13 protein-coding genes and 1 tRNA gene are annotated in these 24,158 nt (G+C 61.1%); 10 read left to right on the top strand and 4 right to left on the bottom strand.

Annotation, left to right across the window (positions count from 1 at the left end):
- The first annotated feature begins 194 nt into the window (after positions 1 to 194).
- The 6 genes from K5L49_RS04000 to K5L49_RS03975 all read left to right on the top strand — a co-directional run bounded on the left by K5L49_RS04000 (position 195) and on the right by K5L49_RS03975 (position 9,351).
- Positions 195 to 2,201: a type I restriction-modification system subunit M gene (locus tag K5L49_RS04000; RefSeq protein ID WP_223690722.1), complete on the top strand. Its 2,007-nt coding sequence runs from the start codon at positions 195 to 197 to the stop codon at positions 2,199 to 2,201.
- A 104-nt stretch (positions 2,202 to 2,305) separates the two neighbouring features.
- Positions 2,306 to 3,364: a restriction endonuclease subunit S gene (locus K5L49_RS03995; RefSeq protein ID WP_223690721.1), complete on the top strand. Its 1,059-nt coding sequence runs from the start codon at positions 2,306 to 2,308 to the stop codon at positions 3,362 to 3,364.
- The gene (locus tag K5L49_RS03990; RefSeq protein ID WP_223690720.1) at positions 3,365 to 6,499 is read left to right on the top strand and encodes a type I restriction endonuclease subunit R; all 3,135 of its coding nucleotides are present in this window, start codon (positions 3,365 to 3,367) and stop codon (positions 6,497 to 6,499) included. It abuts the gene before it with no gap.
- A 284-nt stretch (positions 6,500 to 6,783) separates the two neighbouring features.
- A complete protein-coding gene (locus K5L49_RS20380) occupies positions 6,784 to 7,599 on the top strand; it encodes a DUF4231 domain-containing protein (RefSeq protein WP_223690719.1) in 816 nt (271 codons plus the stop codon).
- Between the two features lie 429 nt (positions 7,600 to 8,028).
- Positions 8,029 to 9,228, top strand: coding sequence for a tyrosine-type recombinase/integrase (locus K5L49_RS03980; RefSeq protein ID WP_308116508.1), 1,200 nt, complete (start codon positions 8,029 to 8,031; stop codon positions 9,226 to 9,228).
- 48 nt (positions 9,229 to 9,276) lie between these two features.
- Positions 9,277 to 9,351 (top strand) — tRNA-Arg (locus tag K5L49_RS03975).
- 10 nt (positions 9,352 to 9,361) lie between these two features.
- Here the strand turns inward: K5L49_RS03975 and K5L49_RS03970 are convergent.
- From K5L49_RS03970 to K5L49_RS03960, 3 genes are all read right to left on the bottom strand, one after another.
- The gene (locus K5L49_RS03970; protein WP_223690718.1) at positions 9,362 to 10,564 is read right to left on the bottom strand and encodes an IS481 family transposase; all 1,203 of its coding nucleotides are present in this window, start codon (positions 10,562 to 10,564) and stop codon (positions 9,362 to 9,364) included.
- Between the two features lie 177 nt (positions 10,565 to 10,741).
- The gene (locus K5L49_RS03965; protein ID WP_223690717.1) at positions 10,742 to 11,920 is read right to left on the bottom strand and encodes an IS481 family transposase; all 1,179 of its coding nucleotides are present in this window, start codon (positions 11,918 to 11,920) and stop codon (positions 10,742 to 10,744) included.
- A 203-nt stretch (positions 11,921 to 12,123) separates the two neighbouring features.
- On the bottom strand, positions 12,124 to 12,705 hold the full coding sequence (locus tag K5L49_RS03960) for a hypothetical protein (protein WP_223690716.1): 582 nt from the start codon (positions 12,703 to 12,705) through the stop codon (positions 12,124 to 12,126).
- A 262-nt stretch (positions 12,706 to 12,967) separates the two neighbouring features.
- Between K5L49_RS03960 and K5L49_RS03955 the strand changes: the two genes are divergently transcribed.
- On the top strand, positions 12,968 to 13,972 hold the full coding sequence (locus K5L49_RS03955) for a hypothetical protein (RefSeq protein WP_223690715.1): 1,005 nt from the start codon (positions 12,968 to 12,970) through the stop codon (positions 13,970 to 13,972).
- Between the two features lie 218 nt (positions 13,973 to 14,190).
- On the opposite strand, the gene K5L49_RS03950 is transcribed toward K5L49_RS03955, so the two are convergent.
- Positions 14,191 to 15,642 carry an SIR2 family protein gene (locus K5L49_RS03950; RefSeq protein ID WP_223690714.1) on the bottom strand — a complete coding sequence of 484 codons (1,452 nt, stop codon included), beginning with the start codon at positions 15,640 to 15,642 and terminating at the stop codon, positions 14,191 to 14,193.
- A 459-nt stretch (positions 15,643 to 16,101) separates the two neighbouring features.
- Between K5L49_RS03950 and K5L49_RS03945 the strand changes: the two genes are divergently transcribed.
- The 3 genes from K5L49_RS03945 to K5L49_RS03935 all read left to right on the top strand — a co-directional run bounded on the left by K5L49_RS03945 (position 16,102) and on the right by K5L49_RS03935 (position 24,126).
- On the top strand, positions 16,102 to 19,878 hold the full coding sequence (locus tag K5L49_RS03945; protein WP_223690713.1) for a YobI family P-loop NTPase: 3,777 nt from the start codon (positions 16,102 to 16,104) through the stop codon (positions 19,876 to 19,878).
- 951 nt (positions 19,879 to 20,829) lie between these two features.
- Positions 20,830 to 21,846 carry an MFS transporter gene (locus K5L49_RS03940; RefSeq protein ID WP_223690712.1) on the top strand — a complete coding sequence of 339 codons (1,017 nt, stop codon included), beginning with the start codon at positions 20,830 to 20,832 and terminating at the stop codon, positions 21,844 to 21,846.
- 36 nt (positions 21,847 to 21,882) lie between these two features.
- On the top strand, positions 21,883 to 24,126 hold the full coding sequence (locus K5L49_RS03935) for a glycoside hydrolase family 3 C-terminal domain-containing protein (RefSeq protein WP_223690711.1): 2,244 nt from the start codon (positions 21,883 to 21,885) through the stop codon (positions 24,124 to 24,126).
- Positions 24,127 to 24,158 lie beyond the last annotated feature (32 nt).

Genomic DNA, 24,158 nt, shown 5'->3' with positions numbered 1-24,158 from the left:
ATCCCGCACATCGCCCAATAGTCCTCAGATTAGTAGAGGGTCGCATAGGTGCGAGAAGCGCTCGCGAGGGAAGGCGAGCAGTTGGTCCATGAACAGAGTGCCACCCCGAAAGGGCGCAAGCGGATCTTGCCTGGACCCGGCAGACTCTACTTATCCGCGCATCAATTCGTGCGCGGCGCTAGGAGTTTAAGGTCTTGAGCAACAACCACGCCACGTTCATCTGGTCGATCGCGGATCTTCTTCGCGGAAGTTTCAAAGCGCACCAGTATGGAGACATCATCCTGCCGTTTACGGTGCTGCGCCGGCTCGATGCGGTCCTCGCACCGACCAAACAGGCCGTGTTCACGGCTGTTGAGGAGGCCGCTGCTGCTGGTCTTCCGGTGCGCGCGTCGCTGCTCCGCCACAAGGCCGCCCACGAGTACTCGTTCTGGAACGAGTCGAAGTTCGACCTGAAGAGCGCCCTCGGGGACTCTGAGAACCTGGCAGCAAACCTGAACGACTACGTGACCGGGTTCTCTGAGAACGTCAAGGACATCTTCGACAAGTACAAGATCACCGAGCGGATCGCGGAGCTCGACGAGCACGGCCTGCTGTTCCTGGTGACGCAGCGTTTCGCGCAGGTGGATCTCTCGCCGGCGACCGTGCCGAACGAGCAGATGGGGCACATCTTCGAGGAGCTGATCCGCAAGTTCGCGGAAGCGTCCAACGAGACCGCTGGTGAGCACTTCACACCCCGCGACGTGATCGAGCTCATGGTCGACATCATCCTTGAGCCCGAGTCAGACACCCTTTCGAAGTCGAATATCGTGCGTTCCGTGTACGACCCGACCGCAGGCACCGGCGGCATGCTGAGCGTGGCAGAAGACCACATCCGCTCCGCGAACCCCTCAGCGACTCTCACTCTGGCTGGACAGGAAATCAACCCGCAGTCCTACGCGATCTGCAAGGCTGACATGACCGTCAAGGGCCAAGCAGTGGACGCCATCACCTTTGGTGACACGCTTCTGAACCCGGGTCACGTGGGTCAGACCTTCAGCTACTGCCTGTCGAACCCGCCGTTTGGAGTGGACTGGAAGAAACAGCAGAAGGCAGTAACCGAGGAACACAACCTTCGTGGCTTCGCCGGACGGTTTGGCCCGGGTCTGCCGCGGGTGTCAGACGGCTCGATGCTGTTCCTGATGCACCTGATCTCCAAGATGCGCCCCACCGAAGAAGGCGGCGGCCGAGCCGCGATCGTGCTCAACGGCAGTCCTCTGTTCACGGGTGGTGCCGGGTCGGGCGAATCGAACATACGCAAGTGGGTGCTCGACCGCGACTACCTCGAGGCGATCATCGCTCTGCCCACGGACATGTTCTACAACACGGGCATTGCAACGTACGTCTGGGTGCTCTCAACGAAGAAGAGCCCTCAACGTGCCGGCAAGGTACAGCTGATCGACGGATCGAAGCTGTTCCAAAAGATGCGCAAGGGGCTCGGGTCCAAGCGCAACGAGCTCGGCAGCAGCGACATCAAGAAGATCGTCGAGCTGTACTCGGCGTTCAATCCGGATGACCGATCGAAGATCTTTGACCGGGAAGCGTTCTATTACCGAACCATCACCGTCGAACGTCCCTTGCGCCAAAGCTTCGCCCCGACCATCCAGCGCGCGAACGAGTTCTACGAGACGAAGGCAGCGAAGAAGGTCATCGATAGCTACGGCTTCGATGCACTGAGTGAGGTGATGCACCGGGTCACGCATCGGTACCTGGAACGCGTCGAAGCGGCTACAGGAGCACAGGACGGTGCTGCGCCGTGGTTGTCCAGATCCGAGTTCGCGGCGGTCTTCAACCGCGCCCTCGCCGAGGTCGGCCTCGATCTGCCCAAGACCACAGCGTCAGCGCTGATCGATGGGCTTGCAGATCAGGACGAGATCGCCGAGGTCGTCCTCGACGCGGAGAAGAAGCCGGCAGCTGATCCGTCGCTCCGCGACACCGAGAACGTGCCCTGGGGCGAGGACATCCACGAGTACCTGGCCCGTGAAGTCGCGCTGTTCGCGCCGGGCGCGTGGATCGACGAGTCCAAGACGAAGGAAGGATGCGAGATCCCCTTCACGCGGCACTTCTACCAGTACGTTCCCCCGCGACCTCTCGAGGAGATCGACGCCGACCTTGATGCCGTCCTCGGCCGGATTCGTGCTCGCCTTGAGGCCGTCAAAGCATGACGACTAACGCAGGTCATCGCGACTGGAGGCGGGTCCAAGTCCGCCGCCTCAGCCGAAACCTTGACTACCTTCGAATCCCGAAGAATGCGGAGGAAAGATCGCACATGGTCGGTCCCATCCCATATTGGGGGGCCAACAGCGTCCAGGGGTACGTTGACCGTTCGCTCGTTGAGGGTCCACTTGTTCTGGTAGGCGAGGACGGAGCGCCGTTCTATGACCGACTTACACCCGTCGCATTCGCCGTCGATGAGCCAATCTGGCCGAACAATCACGTGCATGTTCTGCGGCCGAATGTGGACGTCGACCATCGATTTTTAGCGGCCAGCCTGAATGCGGTCGATTATTCGCTCTACATCAAAGGCTCCACACGTGACAAGTTGAATCAATCCGACCTAAGTGCCATCGTGATCGCAGTTCCCTCCCACGAGGAACAGATCAAGATCGCGGACTTCTTGGATCAGGAGACGGCGGAGATCGACGCGTTCATCGCCGATCAGGAAGAACTCATCGGGTTGCTCGCCGAACGGCGTGCGGCGTCGTTGCTTAGCGAGACGCTTGAAATCAAGCCGACGGTCAGTGGTTCCCTGGGACGCTTCATTCGTAAGCAGGAGCGACCGATACAAGGCGCTGACGTAGTCACCGCCTTCAGAGACGGGGAGGTTACAGCGCGCTCGAATCGACGCGAAGAGGGCTTTACTATGTCCGAAGCTGAGTCGGGATATCAGGGCGTCGCAGTTGGGGACATCGTCTTCCATGGACTTGATGGTTTCGCCGGCGCGGTCGGCGTTTCAGACTCGAACGGGCGTTGCTCGCCTGTCTACCACGTCTGTGTCTCAGAGAAGGGTGTTGATCCAGCCTTCATGGCGCTTTATTTGCGCGCCCTAGGACTGTCTGAATTCCTGCAGGCATACGCCTGGAGCGTGCGGCAGCGCAGTGTCGACTACCGAAATTGGAGCGTGTTCTCAAAGCTGCCGATTTCACTTCCGTCGCCTCCGGAGCAGCGTGGAGCCGTGGAGCGTCTGCAGATCGCTTTCCGTGAAATCGACGCCGCAATCACTGACGCCCGAGAAGCTATCGCTCTCTCCAAGGAACGCCGCGCGGCGCTGGTCTCGGCAGCAGTCACGGGCAAGATCGACGTCCGAAACCACGGAGAGGCGGCTTAAGTGGGCATCCAGCACGAGGACGCGTTCGAGACGGAGCTCTGCGAGTATTTGGCAGCGCACGGCTGGAAGTATTCGTCCAACGACACCGGTTATGACCGGCAGCGAGCTCTTTTCCCTGATGACCTATTCGCGTGGCTCGAAGCGACGCAGCCCGAGCAGCTCGCGAAGCTGGTGAAGCCTGGCGCTTCTGAAGCTGTACAGGAGCTCGGCCGCAAGCAGATCCTCGACCGGGTCGTGCAACTTCAGGGCACAGATCCGATGAACGCGGGAGGCACCCTCAACGTGCTGAAAGCATCTGTAGGTGTGGTGAACGCGAAGTTCTCGCTGTTCCAGGCGCGGCCAGCGACGTCCCTCAACCAGAAGACTGTCGAGCGATTCGCGTCCAACCGGCTGCGAGTGATGCGACAGGTGGAGTACTCGGGCAAGAGCGGCAACCGGCTAGATCTGGTGCTTTTCGCGAACGGGATCCCCGTTGCGACGATCGAGTTGAAGACCGACCTGACGCAAAACTTGGCGGCTGGCCTCAAGCAGTACGCGACGGACCGGAAACCCGACGGGGAACCGTTGCTCTCGTTCGGACGGGGTGCTTTGGTGCACTTCGTGGTTACCAACGAAGAAGTCCATATGACCACCCGGCTGGAGGGCTCGAATACTCGCTTCCTGCCTTTCAACCGCGGCAAGAACAAAGGTGCCGGCAACGCTGCCATCCCGGGGTCCAGTCCGACGGCGTATTTCTGGGAGGAGATCCTCGATCGGAACACCTGGCTGGATCTGCTCGGCCGGTTCCTGCATTACCGGTTCGAGGAGACGACGGATCCAATTGACGGGAAGAAGACCTACAACCGGATGCTGCGATTCCCCCGGTACCACCAGTGGAGGGCGGTCACAAAGCTGGAAACCGCGGTCTTGGAAGAGGGCCCTGGGCACAACTACCTAATCCAGCACTCGGCCGGTTCCGGCAAAACAGACTCGATCGCCTGGGCCGCGCACCGAATGGCGCAGCTGCACGACGCCGACGGCAAGAAGATCTTCAACGGCGTCATTGTCGTCTCAGACCGGCAGGTGCTCGACGGCCAGCTGCAGCGCGCAGTCGAACAGCTGGAGACCACGACGGGTGTGTTCCAGCCGATAACCCGGGGCACCGACGGTTCGAAGTCGAAGCAGCTCGCTGAGGCGCTCCTGGCCGAGCGGCAGATCATCGGCGTGACCCTGCAGACGTTCCCGCACGCTCTGACGGTGATCGAGGAGAACGCCGGTCTCGCGGGACGGAAATACGCAGTCATCGCGGATGAGGCGCACTCGTCCCAGTCGGGCGAAGCGGCGGCGTCGCTGAAGCAGCTTCTCACTGTCGGGGCTAGCACCCTTCCGGTGCCAGAACCCGCAGGACTAGCCGAACCCACGGATCAGAGTGAAGACAACGCATCGGGTGACAGCGGCGTCGACGCCGAGGATGTCCTGGCCGATCTGATGGCCCGCAAGGTCGGCGTCGGGACAATCTCATTCCTCGCGTTCACGGCGACCCCGAAGGGCAAGACGGTGGAGCTGTTCGGCCGTGAGGACGCGACGGGCACGAAACACGCGTTCGACCTCTACTCGATGAAGCAGGCCATCCAAGAGGGCTTCATCCTGGACGTGCTGAAGAACTACCTGCCGTATGACCTCGCCTTCACGATCGCGCATACTCCCGATGCTGGCGGCCTGGACGTCGAGGTGGACACCGGCAAGGCCAACAGCGAGCTGATGAGATGGGTGCGGTTGCATCCAACGAATGTTGCCCAGAAAGTCGCCGTGATCGTCGAGCACTTCCGCGCGAACGTCCGCAGCGAGCTAGGTGGCCGGGCTAAAGCGATGGTCGTTACCGGGTCCCGCAAGGAAGCAGTGCGCTACAAGATCGCAATCGACAAGTACCTGAAGGAGCAGAAGCTCGAGAAGGAACTCGGTGCCTTAGTTGCTTTCTCCGGATCCGTCGTTGACGCTGAGTCCGGGGCCGCAGAATTCACCGAATTCTCGATGAATCCCGGCCTGAAGGGACGCGCTCTCGAGACGGCATTCGGCGGTGACGAGTTCCAAGTGATGATCGTCGCCAACAAGTTCCAGACAGGATTCGACCAGCCCCTGCTGGTCGGGATGTATGTCGACAAGAAGCTCTCAGGGATTACTGCAGTTCAGACCCTGTCGCGGCTGAACCGCGTGATCCCGGGCAAAGAGAACACGTATGTCCTCGACTTCGTCAACGATCCGGCTGAGATCCTGGCGGCGTTTCAGACCTATTACGAGGACGCGGAGCTGACCAGGCCGTCCGATCCGAACATCATCCACGACATGCTCGGCAAGCTTAAGTCGATGCACATCATCGACCAGCATGACGTCGACGGAGTCGTTGATGCCTGGCTGAACAAGAGCAGCCACAACACTCTCTACTCGCACATCAAGGCATCCCGGGACGTCTTCTGGGACCGTTGGAATTTAGCGGTCGGGGCTGAGGACGATCTGGAGAAGGGCCTGCTAGAAGAGTTCCGTGGCACCGTCAATCAGTTTGTGCGCGCATATGACTTCCTCTCCCAGATCCTCGACTACGGCGACACCGACATCGAGAAGATGGCGATCTTCCTCCGGGTCTACCGCCGCGTCATCGAGAAACAAGACGCCGATCCGCTTCTGATCAACACTGATGACATTGTTCTCACGCACTATCGTCTCCGGAAACTCGACTCCCTAAACCTCGGTCTCACCGCCGGGCAGAACGGTGAGCTGGCAGGGATCACAGCCGCCGGGTCATCACAGCCGCGAGAGACCAAGTACGGACTGCTGCAGGACGTCATCGACAAGATCAACGACCTGTTCGCGGGGACCGGTATCGAGGAAGTCGATGGCGTTTCTGTCACCGAGACGATCCTTCGCCACGTGGTCGAGAATCGGAAGATCCAGGGCGAAGCGATGGCAAACACTGAGATAGATTTCGAGAGCTCTCCGACCATCGTCGCGGAACTCGAGGACGCGATCTATGCTTCCGGCATCGGCCACAACAACGCGATCAAGGCTTTGCTACAGATGGGCAACCTCGGGCCGCTGGTCGATGTGCTCATGGCAATGGGACTGTACGAGAAGACCCGCGACGCGGCAACTGAGCAATAGCTCAGCTTGGCGGAACCTGCCTCAAGCCACCTGTTGTTGAAGACGGTCTGGATTCAGGCTCTTGAGGTTAGACGAGAGGTTCACTGTCAAGGGTCGGCAGGGCTGGGGTAAGCCAGACGCCGTCGCCCCCAATTCGGGTGGCTTGCTTGCATTCACCCAACCCCGTGAACACGGATCGTAGCCAGTCAAGGAGAGGTTCTCGCCCTCCTGATCGTCCTGGGCACGCGACGGGCAGCTTCACACCTCGTCCCAGCTAACTGGGCAGCAGTTGCTACAGTCTGGCTGTGCCAACGTTCACTGACACCGACATAGAAGACGAACTCATAGAGATCCGCGCTGACATTAGCGCTGCGGAGGAACGGGTCCGCCGGGCGCGAATCGGCGTCGGTGCCATCAAGGCGGCTGTCACCCTCGTCGTATTGATGTGGGCATCGGCGATTACAGTCAGCGTCCTTTTCGCCTCCACTGTGGACCTCAGCGGGATGTGGATACCTGTGGTGGTCGTGACTTTAGTGGCGATCATTGGAGTTAGTACGACGGCCGGGTGGGGTTCAAGCTCGGATGGCCCTAGGTTGATTGCGCGTCGGCAACACGAATTGGCTCTCGAGCAGCTCTATAGCCAACAATCGCTGCATTTCAGCGGCAGGGATGTCCCCGTCGAGGTGCGGCAATACGCCTATAGAGGAGCAATGCAGCGGAGCATCCTCACCACACGAAAGAGCGGAGACCGCTATCGGCGAGTTAACAACTCGTTTCAGTCCGCAATAATTGTCGGCTCGCTCGCTACGACCGCGGTCGCCAGCCTTAACACCGGCGAAGGCGCGCTCAAATGGATCGCCGTTGGGCTAAGCTTCGCTGTCGGGTTGTCGGCCGGCTTTACTGGCTACTTCAAGTACCGCGAGCGCGCCTTCTATTTGCGCCAGACTGCTGACGACGTAGAAGAGCAGCTCAACGCATACGAGCTTGGCCTTCCCCCATATGACACCGGGACTGAAAGCGAGCGCATCGGACGGCTGACAGCGCGTGTCGAAAGCATTCGAGTTGCGCAGCAGCAGCGTGAGCAGCAACTCGATCAGCCCAAGTCGCAGCCCCGCGATTGATAGTTAGAGCCCGCGGGCACGCCGTTTCGTTCGTCCTCAACCAGCCCGCGGTGCCGGGTTCATGACAGTGCGCACCCACAGGCTGGCCGACATAGAATCGTCCCACTCGGGGACGTGGCTTCCACGAGCCCCGGTCCTGTTGACGTCGTTCACGAACGGCGTCATCACTGCACCAATGCTGAACTCGCGCAAACGCTCGACCAATCCGTCAGGAATCCTGACTCAGCGCTGGGCCTGCGCAGGCGAGACTCGACAGGCCGGTCCTTGCTCCATCGAGGCTCGTCCACAGCGTTGAACGTAGCATGGTGCACGTGACGGGTCGATCGAAAACCTCGACACACGGGTGCCCGCAGGGACACTTTCCGAAATGGTCCCGCTGTTCTATGCTGCCGGCTAAGCGAGACGACGGTTGCAAAGGCGCAACCGTCGATGGACGCCCAAGCGAGACCGAGGTCAGAGATGGGAAGCGCTGCAGCCTACGAATCAGCGCGCGGTCGGCGCTATCGAGCGCGGTGGCGAGACGCGTCGGGTGTGCAACACGAGAAGCGGGGGTTTCGCACAAGGCGCGAAGCGCGGAACTACATGACCTCCGTGGATCAGTCTCAGCGCAGCCCTGTCTCCTCAATGCCCCCCGAGGCGCGCATCTCTGTCGGAGAACTATCTGTCGACTGGCTAGCAAACAAGCAGCAGGCCCTTAAGCCATCAAGTTTTGTTCCATTAGACACGGCATGGCGGGTGTACGTGGCTCCTCGGTGGGCGGCCACACCGATCGGTGCAATACTTCCCTCTGCCGTCGAGAGATGGGTTCGCGAACTCGGTCAAGGAACTGCGCCAACGGCCCGGGTGCGCACATTCGCCGACGGGAAGCCCCTCTCCGCGAGCGTGGTAGTTCGAGCTGTGGGCGTCTTGGCCGGCATTCTTGATGTCGCAGTAAGGGACGGCCGCATAAGTGCTAATTCCGCACGCGGATTGTCAAACCTGCCTCACCACGATTGGACGCCGCGACGCCGCTACCTGACTCACGATCAGGTTTTCCGGCTTGCCTCGGCGGCACCAGATGAGATCCGGCAAACCCTCATCCCTACCCTCGCTTACACCGGCATTCGATGGGGAGAGGCCGTGGCGCTGACGGCAGCCGACGTCGACCTGATAAGGCGCAGGCTTTGGATCTATCGAACGGCGACCGAGGTGGAAGGGCACATTCACATCGGAGCGCCCAAGAGTTGGCGGGCGCGGTCAGTTCCATTTCCCGAGTTTTTGGCGTCGCGTTTAGCGGCCCGTGTGTCTGATCGGCAGAGCGATGCGCTTGTCTTTCCTTCGGCGTCCGGAGGCTTCCTACCTCGACCGGATACTGCGTTTCGGCGGCCGTCATGGTGGAACACCGCCCTTCGCGACGCACACCTGGATCACTTGACCCCGCATGCGCTAAAACACACCGCTGCAAGTCTCGCGGTGAGCGCCGGCGCCAACGTCAAAGCGCTTCAAAGGATGCTTGGACACAAGTCTGCGGCGATGACACTGGATACGTACGCTGACCTATTCGAGGACGATCTCAACGCGGTTGCGGAACGTCTCAACGAGCGCGTGATGGCCGATGTTGACCCGCTCTTGATACGCAGTCTCCGGTAGGTGTGCGTTCCTCGCGCGAAGTGGCCTCTCGGTATACTCGTTGCGCCGGCCTCTGTAGCTCAATGGAAGAGCAGTTCCGTCCTAAGGAAATGGTTGGGGGTTCGAGTCCCTTCAGGGGCACCAGTGTGATGTCTCAGGACATTGTGAACGGCTGAACCCGCGGTTTTCGGGGTTCGGCCGTTTTCAGTTTGGGTTGGTAGCTCTGTTTTGGGTCGATTCTGTAGTCGCCGAGGACGGTGCCGTCGAGGCTGATGATGGTTGCGTCGTGGTTGTGGATGAGGATGATGATCTCGGTTCTGGCGTGGTGTCGGCCGGCTCCGAGGTGCAGCATTCGGTTGCCGTAGCGGGGTGAGACTTTCCCGCCGGGATCGATCGTGTCGTAGCGGGCCCGCCAGAGGTTCGGGTCGCCGGGTGTGGTTGGTTCGGCCTTCGGGATCAGGGCGTAGGCGAATGCTGGGGTTTGTCGGTTCAATGCTCGGTGCGGGCGCTGCTGGTTGTAGTAGTCGCGGAAGTCGTCGAGGACGGTTTGCAGGTCGCTGATGGTGGCGGCGGGGTGGGCGGCCAAGTACTTCTTCAGGGTTTGCCAGAACCGTTCGATTTTGCCCTGGGTGGTGGGTTTGTAGGGGCGCCCGTTCTTCTGGGTGATGCCCTCGAGGGCGAGAAGGGTTTCGAACGCGTTCGCGGTTCCTCGCCCGCGCGCGCCGCCGGCGTATTTGGTGGTGTAGACGTTGCCGTTATCGGTCAGGGTCGAGGCGGGGAAACCGTGGAGCAGGGCAGCGGCGGTGAAGGTGTCGGTGACGGTCTTCCCGGAAACCCGGTAGTGGGCGGACAGGTGCAGCAGGTATCGGGAGTGGTCGTCGAGCCAACCGATGATCTCGGTGTCCCGGCCGTCGGTCAGCGCCCAATGGGTGAAGTCGGATTGCCAAGTCTGGTTCGGGCGCTCCGCGGCGAACCGCTGGAAGGAGCTGCGGGGTCGTTTCTGCGGTTGCGGGACGACCAGGCCGGCTCGGCTGAGGATCCGCCAGATTGTCGCTCGGGAGGGTGTGTGGCCGTCCCGGTCGAGGTGGGCGAGGATCGTATCCGCCCCGGCGTCCAGTCCCGCCGCGGTCAGCTGATCGCGCAGCTGCAGGATCCGGGCGGACACCCCCGGTGAGGTTCGGTTCGGGGACGACAACGGCCGAGACGACCGAGCCTGAAACGCCGCATCGCCCTCATCCAACCAGCGGTGATACAGCCGATGAACCAACGATTTCGAGACGCCGTAACGGGCCGCGACCTGCCCGTAGGAGAGTCCTTCAATGACGACAGCCTGGATCAGCACCTCGGGTTTGCTCACCCTGCGACAGTGCCCGCCACCCGTTCACAATGTCCCGAGACATCCCCACCGAACCCCCGAGATCGTTCACAACGTCCCGCGACATGCGTTCACAAGGTCCTGAAACCAGACACCTTCAGGGGCACCAGTGTGATGAGTCGGGACATCGTTGATAGATGAGTCGCGACATCGTTGATATTAGGAAGAGCCCGGCCATCGGCCGGGCTTTTTTGTTTGGTTGCGCCAGTATTTCTTGTCGGGTTCGATGTGGTGGGTGCTGAGGATCTCGCCGGTGTCGAGGTGGGTGACGGTGGCGCTGGTGTGGTCGACGAGGATGAGGACGGGGTTGCCGGCGTGTTCGTGGCCGATGCCGAGGTGGTGGAGTTTTCCGGCGCGGCGGAGGGTGAGTTTGCCGAACCGGTCGACGGTGTCGAAGCGGACGCGGTAGTGGGTGCTGAGGCTGTTCGGGGTTGGTTGGGCTTTGATCGTGGCGGCGTAGGCGAGGGCGGGGGTGAGCCGGCCGAGAGCGCGGTGTGGGCGGTGCTGGTTGTAGATGATCCGGAACCGGTCGAGTTGGGTTTGCAGTTCGGGGATGGTGGCTGCGGGGGTTTGGTTGGTGAGCCAGCGTTTGAGGGTTTGGTGGAAGCGTTCGATCTTGCCTTGGGTTTGCGGGTGGTAGGGGTGTCCGTTCTTCTGTTGGATGCCGAGGGCGGCGAGGAGGTATTCGAAGCCGTTGCGGGAGCCGCGGAAGCGGGCGGTGTAGACGAGTCCGTTGTCGGTGAGGGTTGAGGCGGGTAAGCCGTGGGCTTCGGTGGTGGTGGTGAAGGTGGTGATGACGTCGGTGCCGGTGACTCGGTGGTGGGCGGTGCAGGAGAGCAGTAGTCGGGAGTGGTCGTCGAGCCAGTTCAGGATTTCGATGTCGGTGCCGTCGGCGAGACGCCAGTGGGTGAAGTCGGACTGCCAGGTTTCGTTGGGTTGGTCGGCTTCGAATCGGCGGTAGGAGGATTTGGGTCGTTTCTTTGGTTGTGGGGTGATGAGCCCGGCGGCGTCGAGGATGCGTCGGATGGTGGAGGTCGAGGGGACTGGCAGGTGTTCCTGTTCGAGGTGCCAGGCGATCGTGACCGGTCCGGCGTCCAGCCCGTCGGTGGTCAGTTGCTGGCGTAGTGCGATGATCCGCGTACGGACGTGCTCGGGGGTGCCCGTCGAGGAGGTGTGCGGGCGGCGGCTGTGTGGTTCTAGTGCGTCCAACCCGCCGGTCTCGTAACGGGTGACGAGGGTGTGCACCCATTGCCAGGAGACGTCGAATTTGCGGGCGGCTTCAGCCTTGGTGAGTCCCTGGTGGACGACGGACAGGACGATCACGCGCGCCTTCGACATCCCTCATCGTCAACCGCCGACCACTATCAACGATGTCGCGACTCATCTATCAACGATCTCCTGAACCCAGACACCTTCAGGGGCACCAGATCACATCGCAATCCACAAAGCGATTGGAAGCGGGATTCGACATCGTCGTCGTCGCGTTGGCGCTCTGTTCGGAGTGTGGAGGTCGGCCAGTAAACCTGTTGCAAACCTCTTTTTTACGGCTTCCCCCTGCGCTGAATTCCCAAGATGCCGACGCCCAAAGCAATACCGAGACCAAAGTTCTGCACGAGATCTCTTCCATAAATCGCGATACGGATCCCCATCGGGACCCGGAACCTCGGGCTATATGGCTCTGCGTCGAGCTGTTCAACGAACCACGATGTAGGAACATCTCCCCGATGCCACGATATGAGCTTGCCCTCGATAGTCATCATGCGGTTCACAAACGCCTTGAGGCTGATCGCCAGCGCGGCGCGTTGAACTTGTCCCGCCGCCCATTGAGCCACAGGAAGATCTTTTCCAGGCAGTTCAAGAAGCAATCTGGGAAGGGCCAGCGTCAGGTCCACAACTGGGTTTCTCCAGAATCGAACAACGCTTGGCGCTGACCTCCATCGGATAGCTCGATCAATGGTGTCTAGCATTCGAATCACCGTCAGCCGCCGCTGTTCCGTTGCTGCTTCTTCGCGACGCGCCCTGTCGCCGGCGCGATATACCCAGATCGCGACGAAGGCAGCCAGAAAACCGACCGCCAAAGTTACGCCACCGCCAATGAGCGCGCTCAGTATGCTTTCCGACACGAGTCCTGAGGATAGCGGACAGAGCGACTTGAGCCAGATGCAGTCGACCCCACGCACTGATTCTGATACGCGTTAGAGGTGGCTCCTCTATCGTTCTATGGGCACCCCAGAAGCTAGGCGTAGCGGTTCCCCGAACATAGGGGGACATCCTGCGGGCGGTTTGTTGGATGCCCTGCTGCTTGAGCTGCGTTTGCATAGTCTTGGCGAGTGACTTAGACACCTACTAAATTGTTCTGCGGTCGGGTCGGAGTCACCACTATCAATGACGGTCCGGCACCGGATCAATGTCATCGCGCCTCCACTACTGCAGAAGCGGGAGTTCGAAGCCCGGTTCAGCGAGTTCTTACCGGGTGTTCCCTTGCCTGACAACCGGGGAGGTTTGGAAATTCGGGTCGAAACGGTCGACAAGTATGCGGCGATAAACGACGCCCAGCTCGCTTTGCGGCGCGTGGTCGAGCGTTATCGAGCATCACACAGCAAGCGCCGTTTCACACTGGCAGAGGTTTCTTGGGTCTCGCCCGGATCATGGTCGGTGGCGCTTTCGCTCGAACCGGAGCTAGGTATAGGCGTGCGCGAACTCGACAGCGACGGCGGTGGCGAGATGTTCGATCGAGCTTCAGAGGAACTTGAGGCGGCACTAGACCTGCTGACCGCCGCGGATCAAACGTCGTCACGCGCAGCGATGGTCGCAGCGTGGGCAACGCTTGAAACGCTGTTCGCTGGCGCCGGAGACTTTGGCGATCTTGCGAGCGTAGCGGACCGTGCCGCCGACGTTCTGGTGTGCATGTACGTGCGGGATACATTCACCGCTCTCGCCATCGGCCACGCTCGAGCAGGCGACGATGGCCTTGCGATCGCGTTGCGGGAGGCGAGCGACGGACAAACAGCAAAACTCGTCGAGGCGGCGCTGCCGGAGCATGTGATGTCGGTACCGTCTGGTCTCGGCCTGCTAGCGCGAGAAAGGGCGGCGTCGCTCGATGCTCAGGAGGTCGCGTCTGTTCGAACTCAGCTGGCCGCGGTGCTTTGTCGCCTTTACGACATGCGCAATCAGATTGTTCATGCAGGTCGCATGGAACCGTACGGCCTTCGTCGGACTTACGCCGAGTCGGCGGTTCTCCTCTCTGCGTTGCTTGATGAGTTGTTGCGCCAACATCGGAGTAGCGGCAGAACCGCTCGGGAAGTGGCCGGGCGCGCGGGTTGGCTTGTAGGAAGGGTCGCGAACGACCGGGAATCGCCGGCATCGCTCGCGGAACTGGGTGACGAATAGATTGTGGTCCAACCGATGACCTAAAGCATTCGCACTCTGCGGCTGTCGTGCAGGCAGCGCGCAGCGGTTTGGTACCTGATCAACCAGCGACGAGCCGATCAATTTAGCCCTCGTGGCCATTGTCGCGAGCCCCGGCCAGTACTCAATATTTGGAGCTAGCTCTTCCATACCCGGGCGTCGGCCGAAGGCGTGTAGGGCCAAGGCGCCTCGCGACCGAATCAGATCCCGTCAAGAAACTCCGTGTGCTGCGGAACTTGTCCCGGTCGAAGAGACGCGAGCAATTCGCGGTTCTGAGTCGACAGTCCCGGGGTTCGCCTGGCTCGTCCTGCTGCCGAGATGGCGTTGTCGGCGAGCCAAGCGATGGCCGATTCTTGAGTTCGAGCGGTAGCGAGATAGTCGCGGAGCGTTGCCGTCGGGCTTGCTATCCACCACGGTGAATCCGCATCGAGATGTGGGTCTCTCGTGCGAGCACGCCACGTCGGGCTTGAAAAGGTCTGAACTATAGGGATCTTGAAGAAGTCGTCGTCGTCGAGAAGGAGCGAGCGCGTTCCGATTAGATAGCCCTCAATGTAGGATGCGTCGAAGTAGCGCCGGAGTCCAACTGCCTTCTCGAACAAGTGCGAGTAGCTGTGAACAATGCCTTCGACCGCCCGCGGCTCGGAGTAAGTGCCAGAAGGGCGGAGCAGCCCCACCCTGCCTAGCGCGGCCAGTAGACCGTCTTGGTAAGACTGCGTGAAGCATCCAAACGAGTTCGCGTCTTCAAGCATGGATTCGGACGCGCTGTGGGCAGCGATCAACAAGGGGTGCACCCAGGCAGCACGCTCCAGTCGCTCGTCAGGAACATGTTCACCGACCTGCTCTAGCTGAGACTTAAGGAGGTGCAGAAAGTGGCCGCCGTCTGTCTTCAAATGGGTCAGCCCGAGTTCCTTCGCTGAACCCGTATCCAACGGTGTTACGACGAACCCGGGAGCACGAAAGGCTCCCATCCGTTCAATTACCGACCGGTACACGCTCAGAAAATCCGAATCAGACAGCGAATAGCCAACGAACAGGAGCGTCTTCGTGGAAAGGAATTCTCGAAGTTTGGCGCCCATTATGGATTCCCGAAGATCCGCCTCCCGCCTCGCGTAGTCGTTTGTCGTTGCGACGATCGTTGACAAGTTTGAAATCGATCCGTGGACTTTCATCACCCGTCTACCAGGCGTGTCGAAGAAGGCAAAGTCTTCGTCCAATACAAATGGTCGAGCTCCCGCGAAGCGTTCAAAGAAGTCGTCCCAATTAGTTGTGAAGATCGCATCAAGCTGCGCGATTGTGGCTAGCTCCTGGTGAAAGGCAGTGGTTCGGTTCTGCAGTGAACGGAAGGTTGAGATGTAGTCGATCCGCTCGGTCAGCGTCCTGATCAGCTCGCGGCGCCCATTCGCGTATTCGAACTCCTGCATCACTGTCGGGAACGGGTCGCCCGACGGCTCGTCGCGAAGCCTCGCCTCTATTTCTTCGTAGAATGTCTCCGGAAAGAGGCCCGGCGCTTCGGTGCTTATTCCAGCGCCTGCAAAGACAACGAGATTGCGGCTCCGGGCGGCCGCCACGATCTCCGTAGGAATGTCGACGGGGAAATGAGTGCCGCAGACGGCACAGCCTTGGTGGAATTCGGTCGACGCGAGCGTTGCCAAATGGCCCTCCATCCTCGATTGCGGGCACAGGAGCCGTATGGCACTGCGTCGCCGCACCCAGCTAGCGTCTCGCAAAGAGATCCAGAGCGCCACACCGGTGCGCTATCAACGGCGAGCAACTAGGCGCGACCAATTACGACCGATCGGTGTGCCGGACCGCGGACAGCGGTTATCCCAGGCCTTTCAGCACGCGCGTGCGCCGGATGGCCCCTCGTTATGGCTGAGACCAAGGAAACCAAGACGATCGTCGACGTCCGTCCCTCTTGAACGATAGGTATCTGCCGCGACAGACCTCTTCGGTTACCGAGAACAGCAGACTCGCGCCGATAAGCTGAACGAACGCCGTGCACAGCTGGACGTCAAAAATCCGTGTGAAGGGAAACCCGCATGGATTTGTCCCTTCGCGAGGCTGACTAATCGCCGTCGCCCGACCGGCGCTACGCAGAACGGAGTCCAGTTGTGCCCGACGATGTAAGCGCCGTAGATGGGGCGGTTGACGCTCACCCGGAGAGTGCAGTTGATGACCGTGAGAACGGAACTCAGGCCAACTTTTCGATTCACTCCTTGCGACCAGTATTTGAGCCTGCGCACCACGAGATCTACGTCGAGTACCTCGAGGGCGAACTCAACAAGCCCGCGCACAGGACGAAGCACGCAAACGAAGAAGTCGAGGATGAAGACGTTCGGCCGCATAATATCGCGCTGACGGGAAGCTACGGCTCGGGCAAGAGCAGCATTCTGAGCAAGGTTCTCGAGGATCTTAGCAATCGGGTGGTGAGTGTGTCGCTGTCGACACTGGGAAGCGAAGAGACAATAGCTCGCGACGAATCCGCGAAGACGGATCCGTTGGCGACCCCTGCGATTACGAACGCTATCCAGAAGGAAATCGTCAAGCAACTTCTCTATCGAGAGAAGCCATCGAGCGTTCCCGGGTCTCGCTACCGACGGATCGAAAGCTTTCGGAGAGGACGGGCGTTCGGGATTTCAGTTCTCTTAGCCGCGGCTTTGACCGCCATTGCCCTGCTTACGGGAGCAACATCGAGAGTTCAAGCCATTTTCGGTAATGACTTGTGGCCCACTGTTCTTATCTACGTCGGCGTCTTCATCCTGGTGCTCGCAATGACACAAGGGCTGCAAGCCTTGTTCCACAACAGAGTGTGGATTGAGAAGCTAACGTCCGGACCAGCTTCCATAACCCTCACCAACAGCGCCGACAGCTTCTTCGACCAATACCTTGACGAACTCGTCTATTTTTTTGAGGCAAATCCCTATGACGTTGTCTTGTTCGAAGACCTCGATCGCTTCAACGACCCTTATATCTTCGAGACCCTTCGCGAGCTAAATACGTTGCTCAACAACTCGAAGCAGATAGATCCAAGACGAATCACCTTTGTCTACGCCATCAAGGACAGCATTTTCGAACAGTTGGGGAAGCTGTCGATCAATGGAGTCAAGCTCAGCGATGAGGAAATCAGGCAGCTAGCTGTCACTAACCGAACCAAGTTCTTCGACGTAGTCATCCCCGTCGTGCCCTTCATTAGCCACCACAACGCACGCGACCTGATTTCAAAAGAGATGAAGGCCTCCGGCTTCCAGATCCAAAAGCCACTTCTAGACCTGGTCTCCAAGCACCTGGTCGACATGCGTCTGATCAAAAACATCCACAACGAATTCGGCGTCTTTGAACAGAAAATCCTCGCTCCCGGGCACCTTGACGAGCTCGACCCCCAGCCACTGTTCGCGATGATCGTTTATAAAAACCTGAGCATGACGGACTTCGAGAAGGTGAAGGACGGAACGAGCCAGCTCGACCGGGTCTGGGGAGACTTCCGGAAACTCGTGAATTTCCAGATCGCCACAGCCGAGTCGCAGATCCGCCGCGCCCGCTCAAGAAGCCGGAAGCTTGAACTGATGGAGTCCCGGGCGGACAGGCTAGGGGACCAACTCGAAGAGTATATGAGCCGCCTAATGCGATCTGTGGGACAGACCCTTGACCAGGGAAAATTGAGTCTCGCAACGGCCATCACCCTGCCCGAAATTCGCGAATCTAACTTCTGGAAGACGTGGCTGAAGGACGAATCGCTCGAACTCACGATCACTTATCGCTCGAACGTGACGGTCCAGAGCTACTACTCCGGGCAGGCCATATTCGAGGTCAAGATCACCTTGGATGACCTGCGCACCGAGCTGGATGATCCGCTGACTCTTGACGAGTGGGACGTCGCCGACGGCAAGACGATGCAGAGCGATATCGACGAGAACGTCGAGCTTCGTGACTTTTTGAAGACAGCAACAATGAAAGACCTTGCCGAGCGAGACGACCTTGTTCTCGAGTCAGATCATGGGTCTGAGTCATTCTCTGCCATGGCTAGGCGACACCTAGGAAACGGTCTGGCACTTGACCTGATCGCGGCCGGCTACATCGACAGAAACTTCAGCCTCTACGTCTCGCTCTATTACGACGACACGGTGACCGCGAAAGCCAGGAATTACATCCTTCATTCAGTCGAGTCCGGCGCCGTCGACATCAATGCTGAGATCGGCACCGGGCGGCAGATCGAAGCCCTGCTTGACGAAGTTGGGGACCGGATCTTCGCTGAGCGAAGCATCTACAACATCCAGTTGCTCGACCACCTACTTGCAAGCGGCGACGTAAGACTCGATCGCTCCATGAGGCTTATCGGCGGCGACACGCAAGAGGACGCCGCAATACGAACCGCCTACTTCTCGAGCGGTCACGAGCAGACGGCTCTAGTATCGCGCCTGGGGCCGAATTGGCCGGGGATTCTCGACTTCTTGGTAACCGATGATTCCGTAGCAGAGGCGGAGCGAGCCGATCTTCTCGATACCGCCCTCTCAGTGATCTCGCCCACGAATCGCTACGTGGCGACGCCAGCAATGAGGGAATTCATTCAGGCGAACTACTTGAAGATGAAGACGCTGACAGGCGAGCGCACTGTGTACTCCTTGGAGACCGTGGCCGCGATTCTGAAGGAAACGGATGTCACGTTCGATTCCCTCTCTTTGGTGTCGGAGGCTCTAAGACCGTTGGTCATCAGAGACTCTCTCTATCGATTGACCGAGGCTAACCTGACGGAGGCGACTGGCGGCACTGATCTCGCGCTCGACATCCTTCGCGCAGCCGATGAGAACGTATTCGATCACGCAGTGGCAAATCTCTCGACGTACCTGGACATACAAGAGAATGCGGAATCGACAACATATACGATCGCGAGCTACAAGAACTTCACCACTGTCCTCAACAAGCTGGCGAACAAGGACTCAAATGAAGTGCGGAAGGTCGCCGAACGGTCCTCGGGTGTCAGCGTCAAGAAGATCACGAATCTGAACGAGAAACTGTGGCCGATCGTCGCACAGACTAAGAAGCTCGCGCCAAGCTACAGCAACATAGCTGCCTACCTCGAAAAGCGCGGGCACGTGGATGATCAGCTGGCAGCAACGCTGAACTTCGCCGATAAAATCACCTCGCTGGAAGCGGTCGATGAGCCGGACAAGAGCAGTCTCGCCCTGACGCTGCTCACCACAGATCGGTTGAACTACCAAAAGCGTGTAGAGCTCGCAGCCAGCCTAGGGGTCGTGACGCCACTGCCTATTGGTGAGCTTCATCTGGAGGACCACGACGAGGGTATGGCAGGCGCAGTCCTGAACGCAGGGCTGGTCGAGGATTCGGCAGTAGCATTTGAGTCCCTCGGCACAATGCGTTGGCCGATAAAGAGCTCCTATATTCGGGCCTCAGAGCATTTCGCGGAATACATCCGGTCGATCGGCTTTTCCACGGACGATTTCGCGGCTCTGGCGCAGGACCCAAGCCTCCCGGATGGCATCAGGAAAGCCGTGGTCCTTCATCTAGACGATTTTCGATCTGCAACGGGACGAGTAGCACTCGACGCACTTGCCCGTTTTGCGGTGGCAAGATCTCTTGCCGTCGGGCCGTCGAATCTTACTGTCATGGCGAGTACAGGCGTTGATCCGAGCCTCTTGGTGCAGCTGATTGTGCTCGAGCTGGATGCGATTACGGCAGAGGAACTGCTTTCGATTCTGCGCCTTATGCCGGATAAATATCGCAAACTTACGACTACTGGCGGTCAGACGAAGCTTCCGCTCACCGACGCGGATCTCAGGCTGGCGGACCACCTGGTAGATGTCCACCAGGTGAGCAGTCGCGAGCCCAAGCCAAGCGGTGCGGAGTTCAAAGTCAACCTCCGTCGAATCTGAGGCGAGCTGCGGAACGGCCCGCCCGTCATCTCCCATGTCCTCTAGGCGTGGTCGCGATTCCTCGGCGAGCCGAATGACGTCCTCTGGTTCGGGGCATCTCCAATCTGATCGTGGTCTGTCTCACCGTCGGCACAACCTGGCTGTCGTCGTCACACACTGGCGGGACCCAAGATGTCTGAGCAGACATCCGCTTTCCCTTCTGGTCGGTGGGAGACAGTCTGGCGCAGACTCTCCGCAACGATGAGTGACGAGGATCGCCAGTACATTTAGCAGCAGACGGGGCAAGGCGAGAAAGCGAACTCGAATTGGCAGGCGCCTTGGAGCAACCACCCCATCAGGAGCGCGTCCGGGTGATGCTGGGCCGGATCGCAGTGTTACCAGATTTTCGCCGCGGCGACAGTGGCGAACTTCACAGCAGGGAATGTGATCGCGCTCGGCGCGACGTACGCGTACTGAGCGAGCAAGCTCGGAAGGACGCCGCTGACAGACGCTGGGGCCTCACGCCGAATAGTGGGGATAGCTGTGACTATCGAGGGTTGAAAACCAGACCCTTGAAGTGAGATGAGGCTGGTGTCGACCGCCGGAAAGACTGTCTTTCCGCCACGCAGATTGTCCGTTTTCGAGAAGTGGCCGTTCCATTCGGCGGGATCAGCGGCGATGGCCTCGGCGATGGCGGAGCCGAGGCTGACGCGGCGCACGTCCGTATCGGCGAGCTGGGGAATGGTGGGGCGCCGGGACCGGCCACGATGTTGATCGGCAGCGGTGATGCGTCGCCGAGTTGCCGGATGGGGATCAGGCTGAGGGGCCCGGGGGCGAAGGGCAAGTCGGCGCCTGGGTCGGCGTACGTCTTCGGGGCTCTGAAAATACCACTGAGGCGCGAATTTAGTGTTATCGTCGTCGCGTCGACCCGATACGCGTGGGCGACCACCGTCACGGATCGAGGAGGATCTCATGTCGACCACCACCCCCGCGTCGTCCGGCGGTGAACCCGATATCGATGAGACGAGGTACATCGACGAGACGCCGCTGACGCGCGCTGCCGGCGCAGCGGCGGACGAGCGGATCATCCCAGTGGAGACTGCGCACGCCCCCGCCGTGCGGCCGCAGGTCGGCCCCCTCTACGTCTGGATGATGGTGCTCGCCACCTTCGGCGTGTACATCGCGTTCGTTGCTCCCATCGCAATCTCCCTAGCGCTCAAGCTCCAGCAAGTGGAGCCCGCTCATCAGGAGTACCTCGGCTACATCATCGGGATCGGGGCCGCGGTCGCGGTGCTTTCGGCCCCGATCGTCGGCATTCTCAGCGACCGCACCCGTCTGAGGATGGGACGGCGCAGGCCCTATCTGCTCGTCGGGTCGGTCGTCGGCGCGATCGCATTGGTGATCATGGCCGCGGCCCCGTCGACCCTCGTGCTCGGCATCGGGTGGGCAGCGGCGCAGCTCGGGTGGGGGAGCGCGCTGACCGTCCTGACCATCATCCAGGCCGACAAGCTCCCCGAGGAGCAGCGCGGCAAGGTCGCCGGCCTCGTCGGCTTCGTCCAGATGGTCGCACCCGTCGTCGGCGCGGGAATCGCTTCCGCCTTCGTCGCCGACGACTTTCTCATGTTCCTGGTGCCTGGCGCAGTCGGCGTGGTGTTCACCCTTCTCTTCGTCGCCGTCGTGAAGGACGCGGACGCGCGCACTCTTCCTGCCCCCGAAGGCGCCATCGGCGCGGTGCTCCGCAAGTATCTGTACTCTCCCCGTCAGCACGCGGACTTCTCATGGAACTGGCTCGCCCGCCTACTCTTCAACGTCGGGGTGACCTTCAACACGACGTTCTCGATCTACTTCATCACCAGCCGGGTCGGCGGGACGATCCAGGACTTCGCGCCCTACGTTGCCATCAATTACACCCTGCTCTACCTCATCGCCGCTGCGTTCACCCTCGTGGGCGGGGCGCTCGTGGTCTGGAAGGTCAAGAGCGCCCGCTAATCGCCTCGCGCTCGCTCCCCATTGAAAAGGAACACCGTGACACCCACCCCGCCCGTAGAAATCCCGACCATCACCGAGAAGGCCGCGCTCACAAGCGGTGCGTCCTTCTGGGCGACCAAGAGCCTCCCCGGATCCCCGAGGGGGATCGTCCTCACCGACGGCCCACACGGCGTCCGGGCGCAGAAGGGCGCGCACGACCATCTCGGCATCGCGCCGAGCGAGCCGGCGACCTGCTTTCCCCCTGCAGCCGGCCTCTCCCAGAGCTGGGATCCCGACCTCGTTGAGCGGATCGGTGCGGCGCTCGGTCGAGAGGCGCGCCACTACGGTGTCGGTGTGCTCCTCGGGCCTGGGGTCAACATCAAACGCGACCCCCGAGGCGGACGCAACTTCGAGTACTTCTCCGAAGACCCCCACCTGACGGGGGTGCTCGGATCTGCGTGGGTCGACGGCATCCAAGGGGAGGGGATCGGCGCGTCCGTGAAGCACTTCGCCGCGAACAACGCCGAGCACGACCGCATGCGATCGGACTCGCAGGTCGACACGCGAGCGCTCCGCGAGATCTATCTGCGCGGATTCGAACGGATCGTCACGGGATCGAAGCCGTGGACGGTGATGTGCGCCTATAACAAGCTCAACGGCGTCTACACCTCGGAGAACCGATGGCTGCTGACCGACGTGCTGCGTGGAGAGTGGGGTTTCGACGGCGCCGTCGTGAGCGACTGGGGCGCGGTGCGCGATCGGGTGGCCGCCGTACGTGCGGGGCTCGATCTCACGATGCCGGGTGGGGACGCCCAGGCGGACGCCGCGCTCGCCGAGGCTGTCGCCTGCGGTGAACTCGACCCGGACGCCCTCGAGGCGGCGGCCGGGAACGTCGTGCGACTGATCGAGCGCAGCGAGGGTGCGTCCGGTGCCGCCGCGGACTTCGATGAGCACCACGCGTTGGCCAGGGAGGCGGCCTCGCGGAGCATCGTGCTGCTGCAGAACCGGGACGAGGTGCTGCCGCTGTCGCCGGGAGCGTCGATCGCCGTAATCGGACGCTTCGCGCAGACGCCCCGCTACCAGGGTGGTGGGAGCTCGCACGTTCGGGCGACGCGCGTCGAGGTGCCGCTCGACGAGCTCCGGGCGCTGTCGGCTGCACCGGGACGCGTCGAGTACGCCGAAGGTTGGCCGGCGAGCAGAGGCGATGATGAGGGGCGATCGCTCGCGGACGCGGTCGCGGTCGCACGCGCGGCCGATGTCGCCGTGCTCTTCCTCGGGCTGGACGACGCCGACGAGTCCGAGGGCTTCGACCGCGACGACATCGAGCTGCCGGCGCGGCAGCTCGCGCTCCTGCGCGCCGTGGCGGCGGCCCAGCCGCGCACCGTCGTCGTGCTGAGCCACGGCGGCGTCCTCCGGCTGGCCGAGGTCTCGGAGCACGCGGCCGGGATCCTCGACGGCGGTCTGCTCGGCCAGGCCGGGGGCGGAGCGATCGCCGACGTGCTGTTCGGTGCGGTCAACCCCTCGGGGCGGCTGAGCGAGACGGTGCCCGTGCGTATCCAGGATGCGCCCTCGTACCTCAACTTCCCGGGTGAGAATTCGCGTGTGCTCTACGGGGAGAGCATCTACGTCGGCTACCGCTGGTACGACGCCCGTGAGCTCGAGATCGGCTTCCCGTTCGGTCACGGTCTCAGCTACACCACTTTCCGGTATGACACGCTCGCACTCGAGACCGATGCCGAGGGGATCCGTGCGCGGGTGCGGATCACCAACACCGGGGACCGGGCGGGGCGTGAGGTCGTCCAGCTCTACGTGGCCGCGCCGGAGTCGGCCATGCGCCGTGCGCCACGCGAGCTCAAGGGCTTCCGTTCCGTCGCCGTGCAGGCCGGTGAGACCGTCGACACGGAGATCCGGATCCGCCGAGACGATCTCGCCTACTGGGACGAGAGGATCGATGGCTGGCAGGTGGAGCCGGGGAGGTACCTCGTCTCGGCGGGCGCGTCGAGTCGTGACCTGCGTCTGACCGAGGTCCTCGTCGTCGATGGCGACCAGCTGCGCCTTCCGCTGTCGATGGAGTCGACGCTCGGCGAGGTCATGAGCCATCCGCTGGCCGGGCCGTTGTTCGCGGCGGCCATGGGGCAGGGGCGGGGTGATGAGCAGGCGGACGACACCAGCGACGCGCTCGGCGGCGACACCGCGCGGATGGCGGCAGCCATCCCCTTGGACCGCTTGCGCGGGTTCAGCGGAGGGTCCTTCGATCCGGCGTCGATCGCGCCGTTGCTCGAGCGCGCCAACGGTGCGTGACGGGGAAGCGATGGGCTTGCACCAAAAAGCAG

The organism is Leifsonia poae, assembly GCF_020009625.1.
GTDB classification, from domain to species: domain Bacteria; phylum Actinomycetota; class Actinomycetes; order Actinomycetales; family Microbacteriaceae; genus Leifsonia; species Leifsonia poae_A.
Note: the sequence above shows the minus strand (reverse complement) of the source record. Positions and strands in the feature narration are given on the sequence as shown.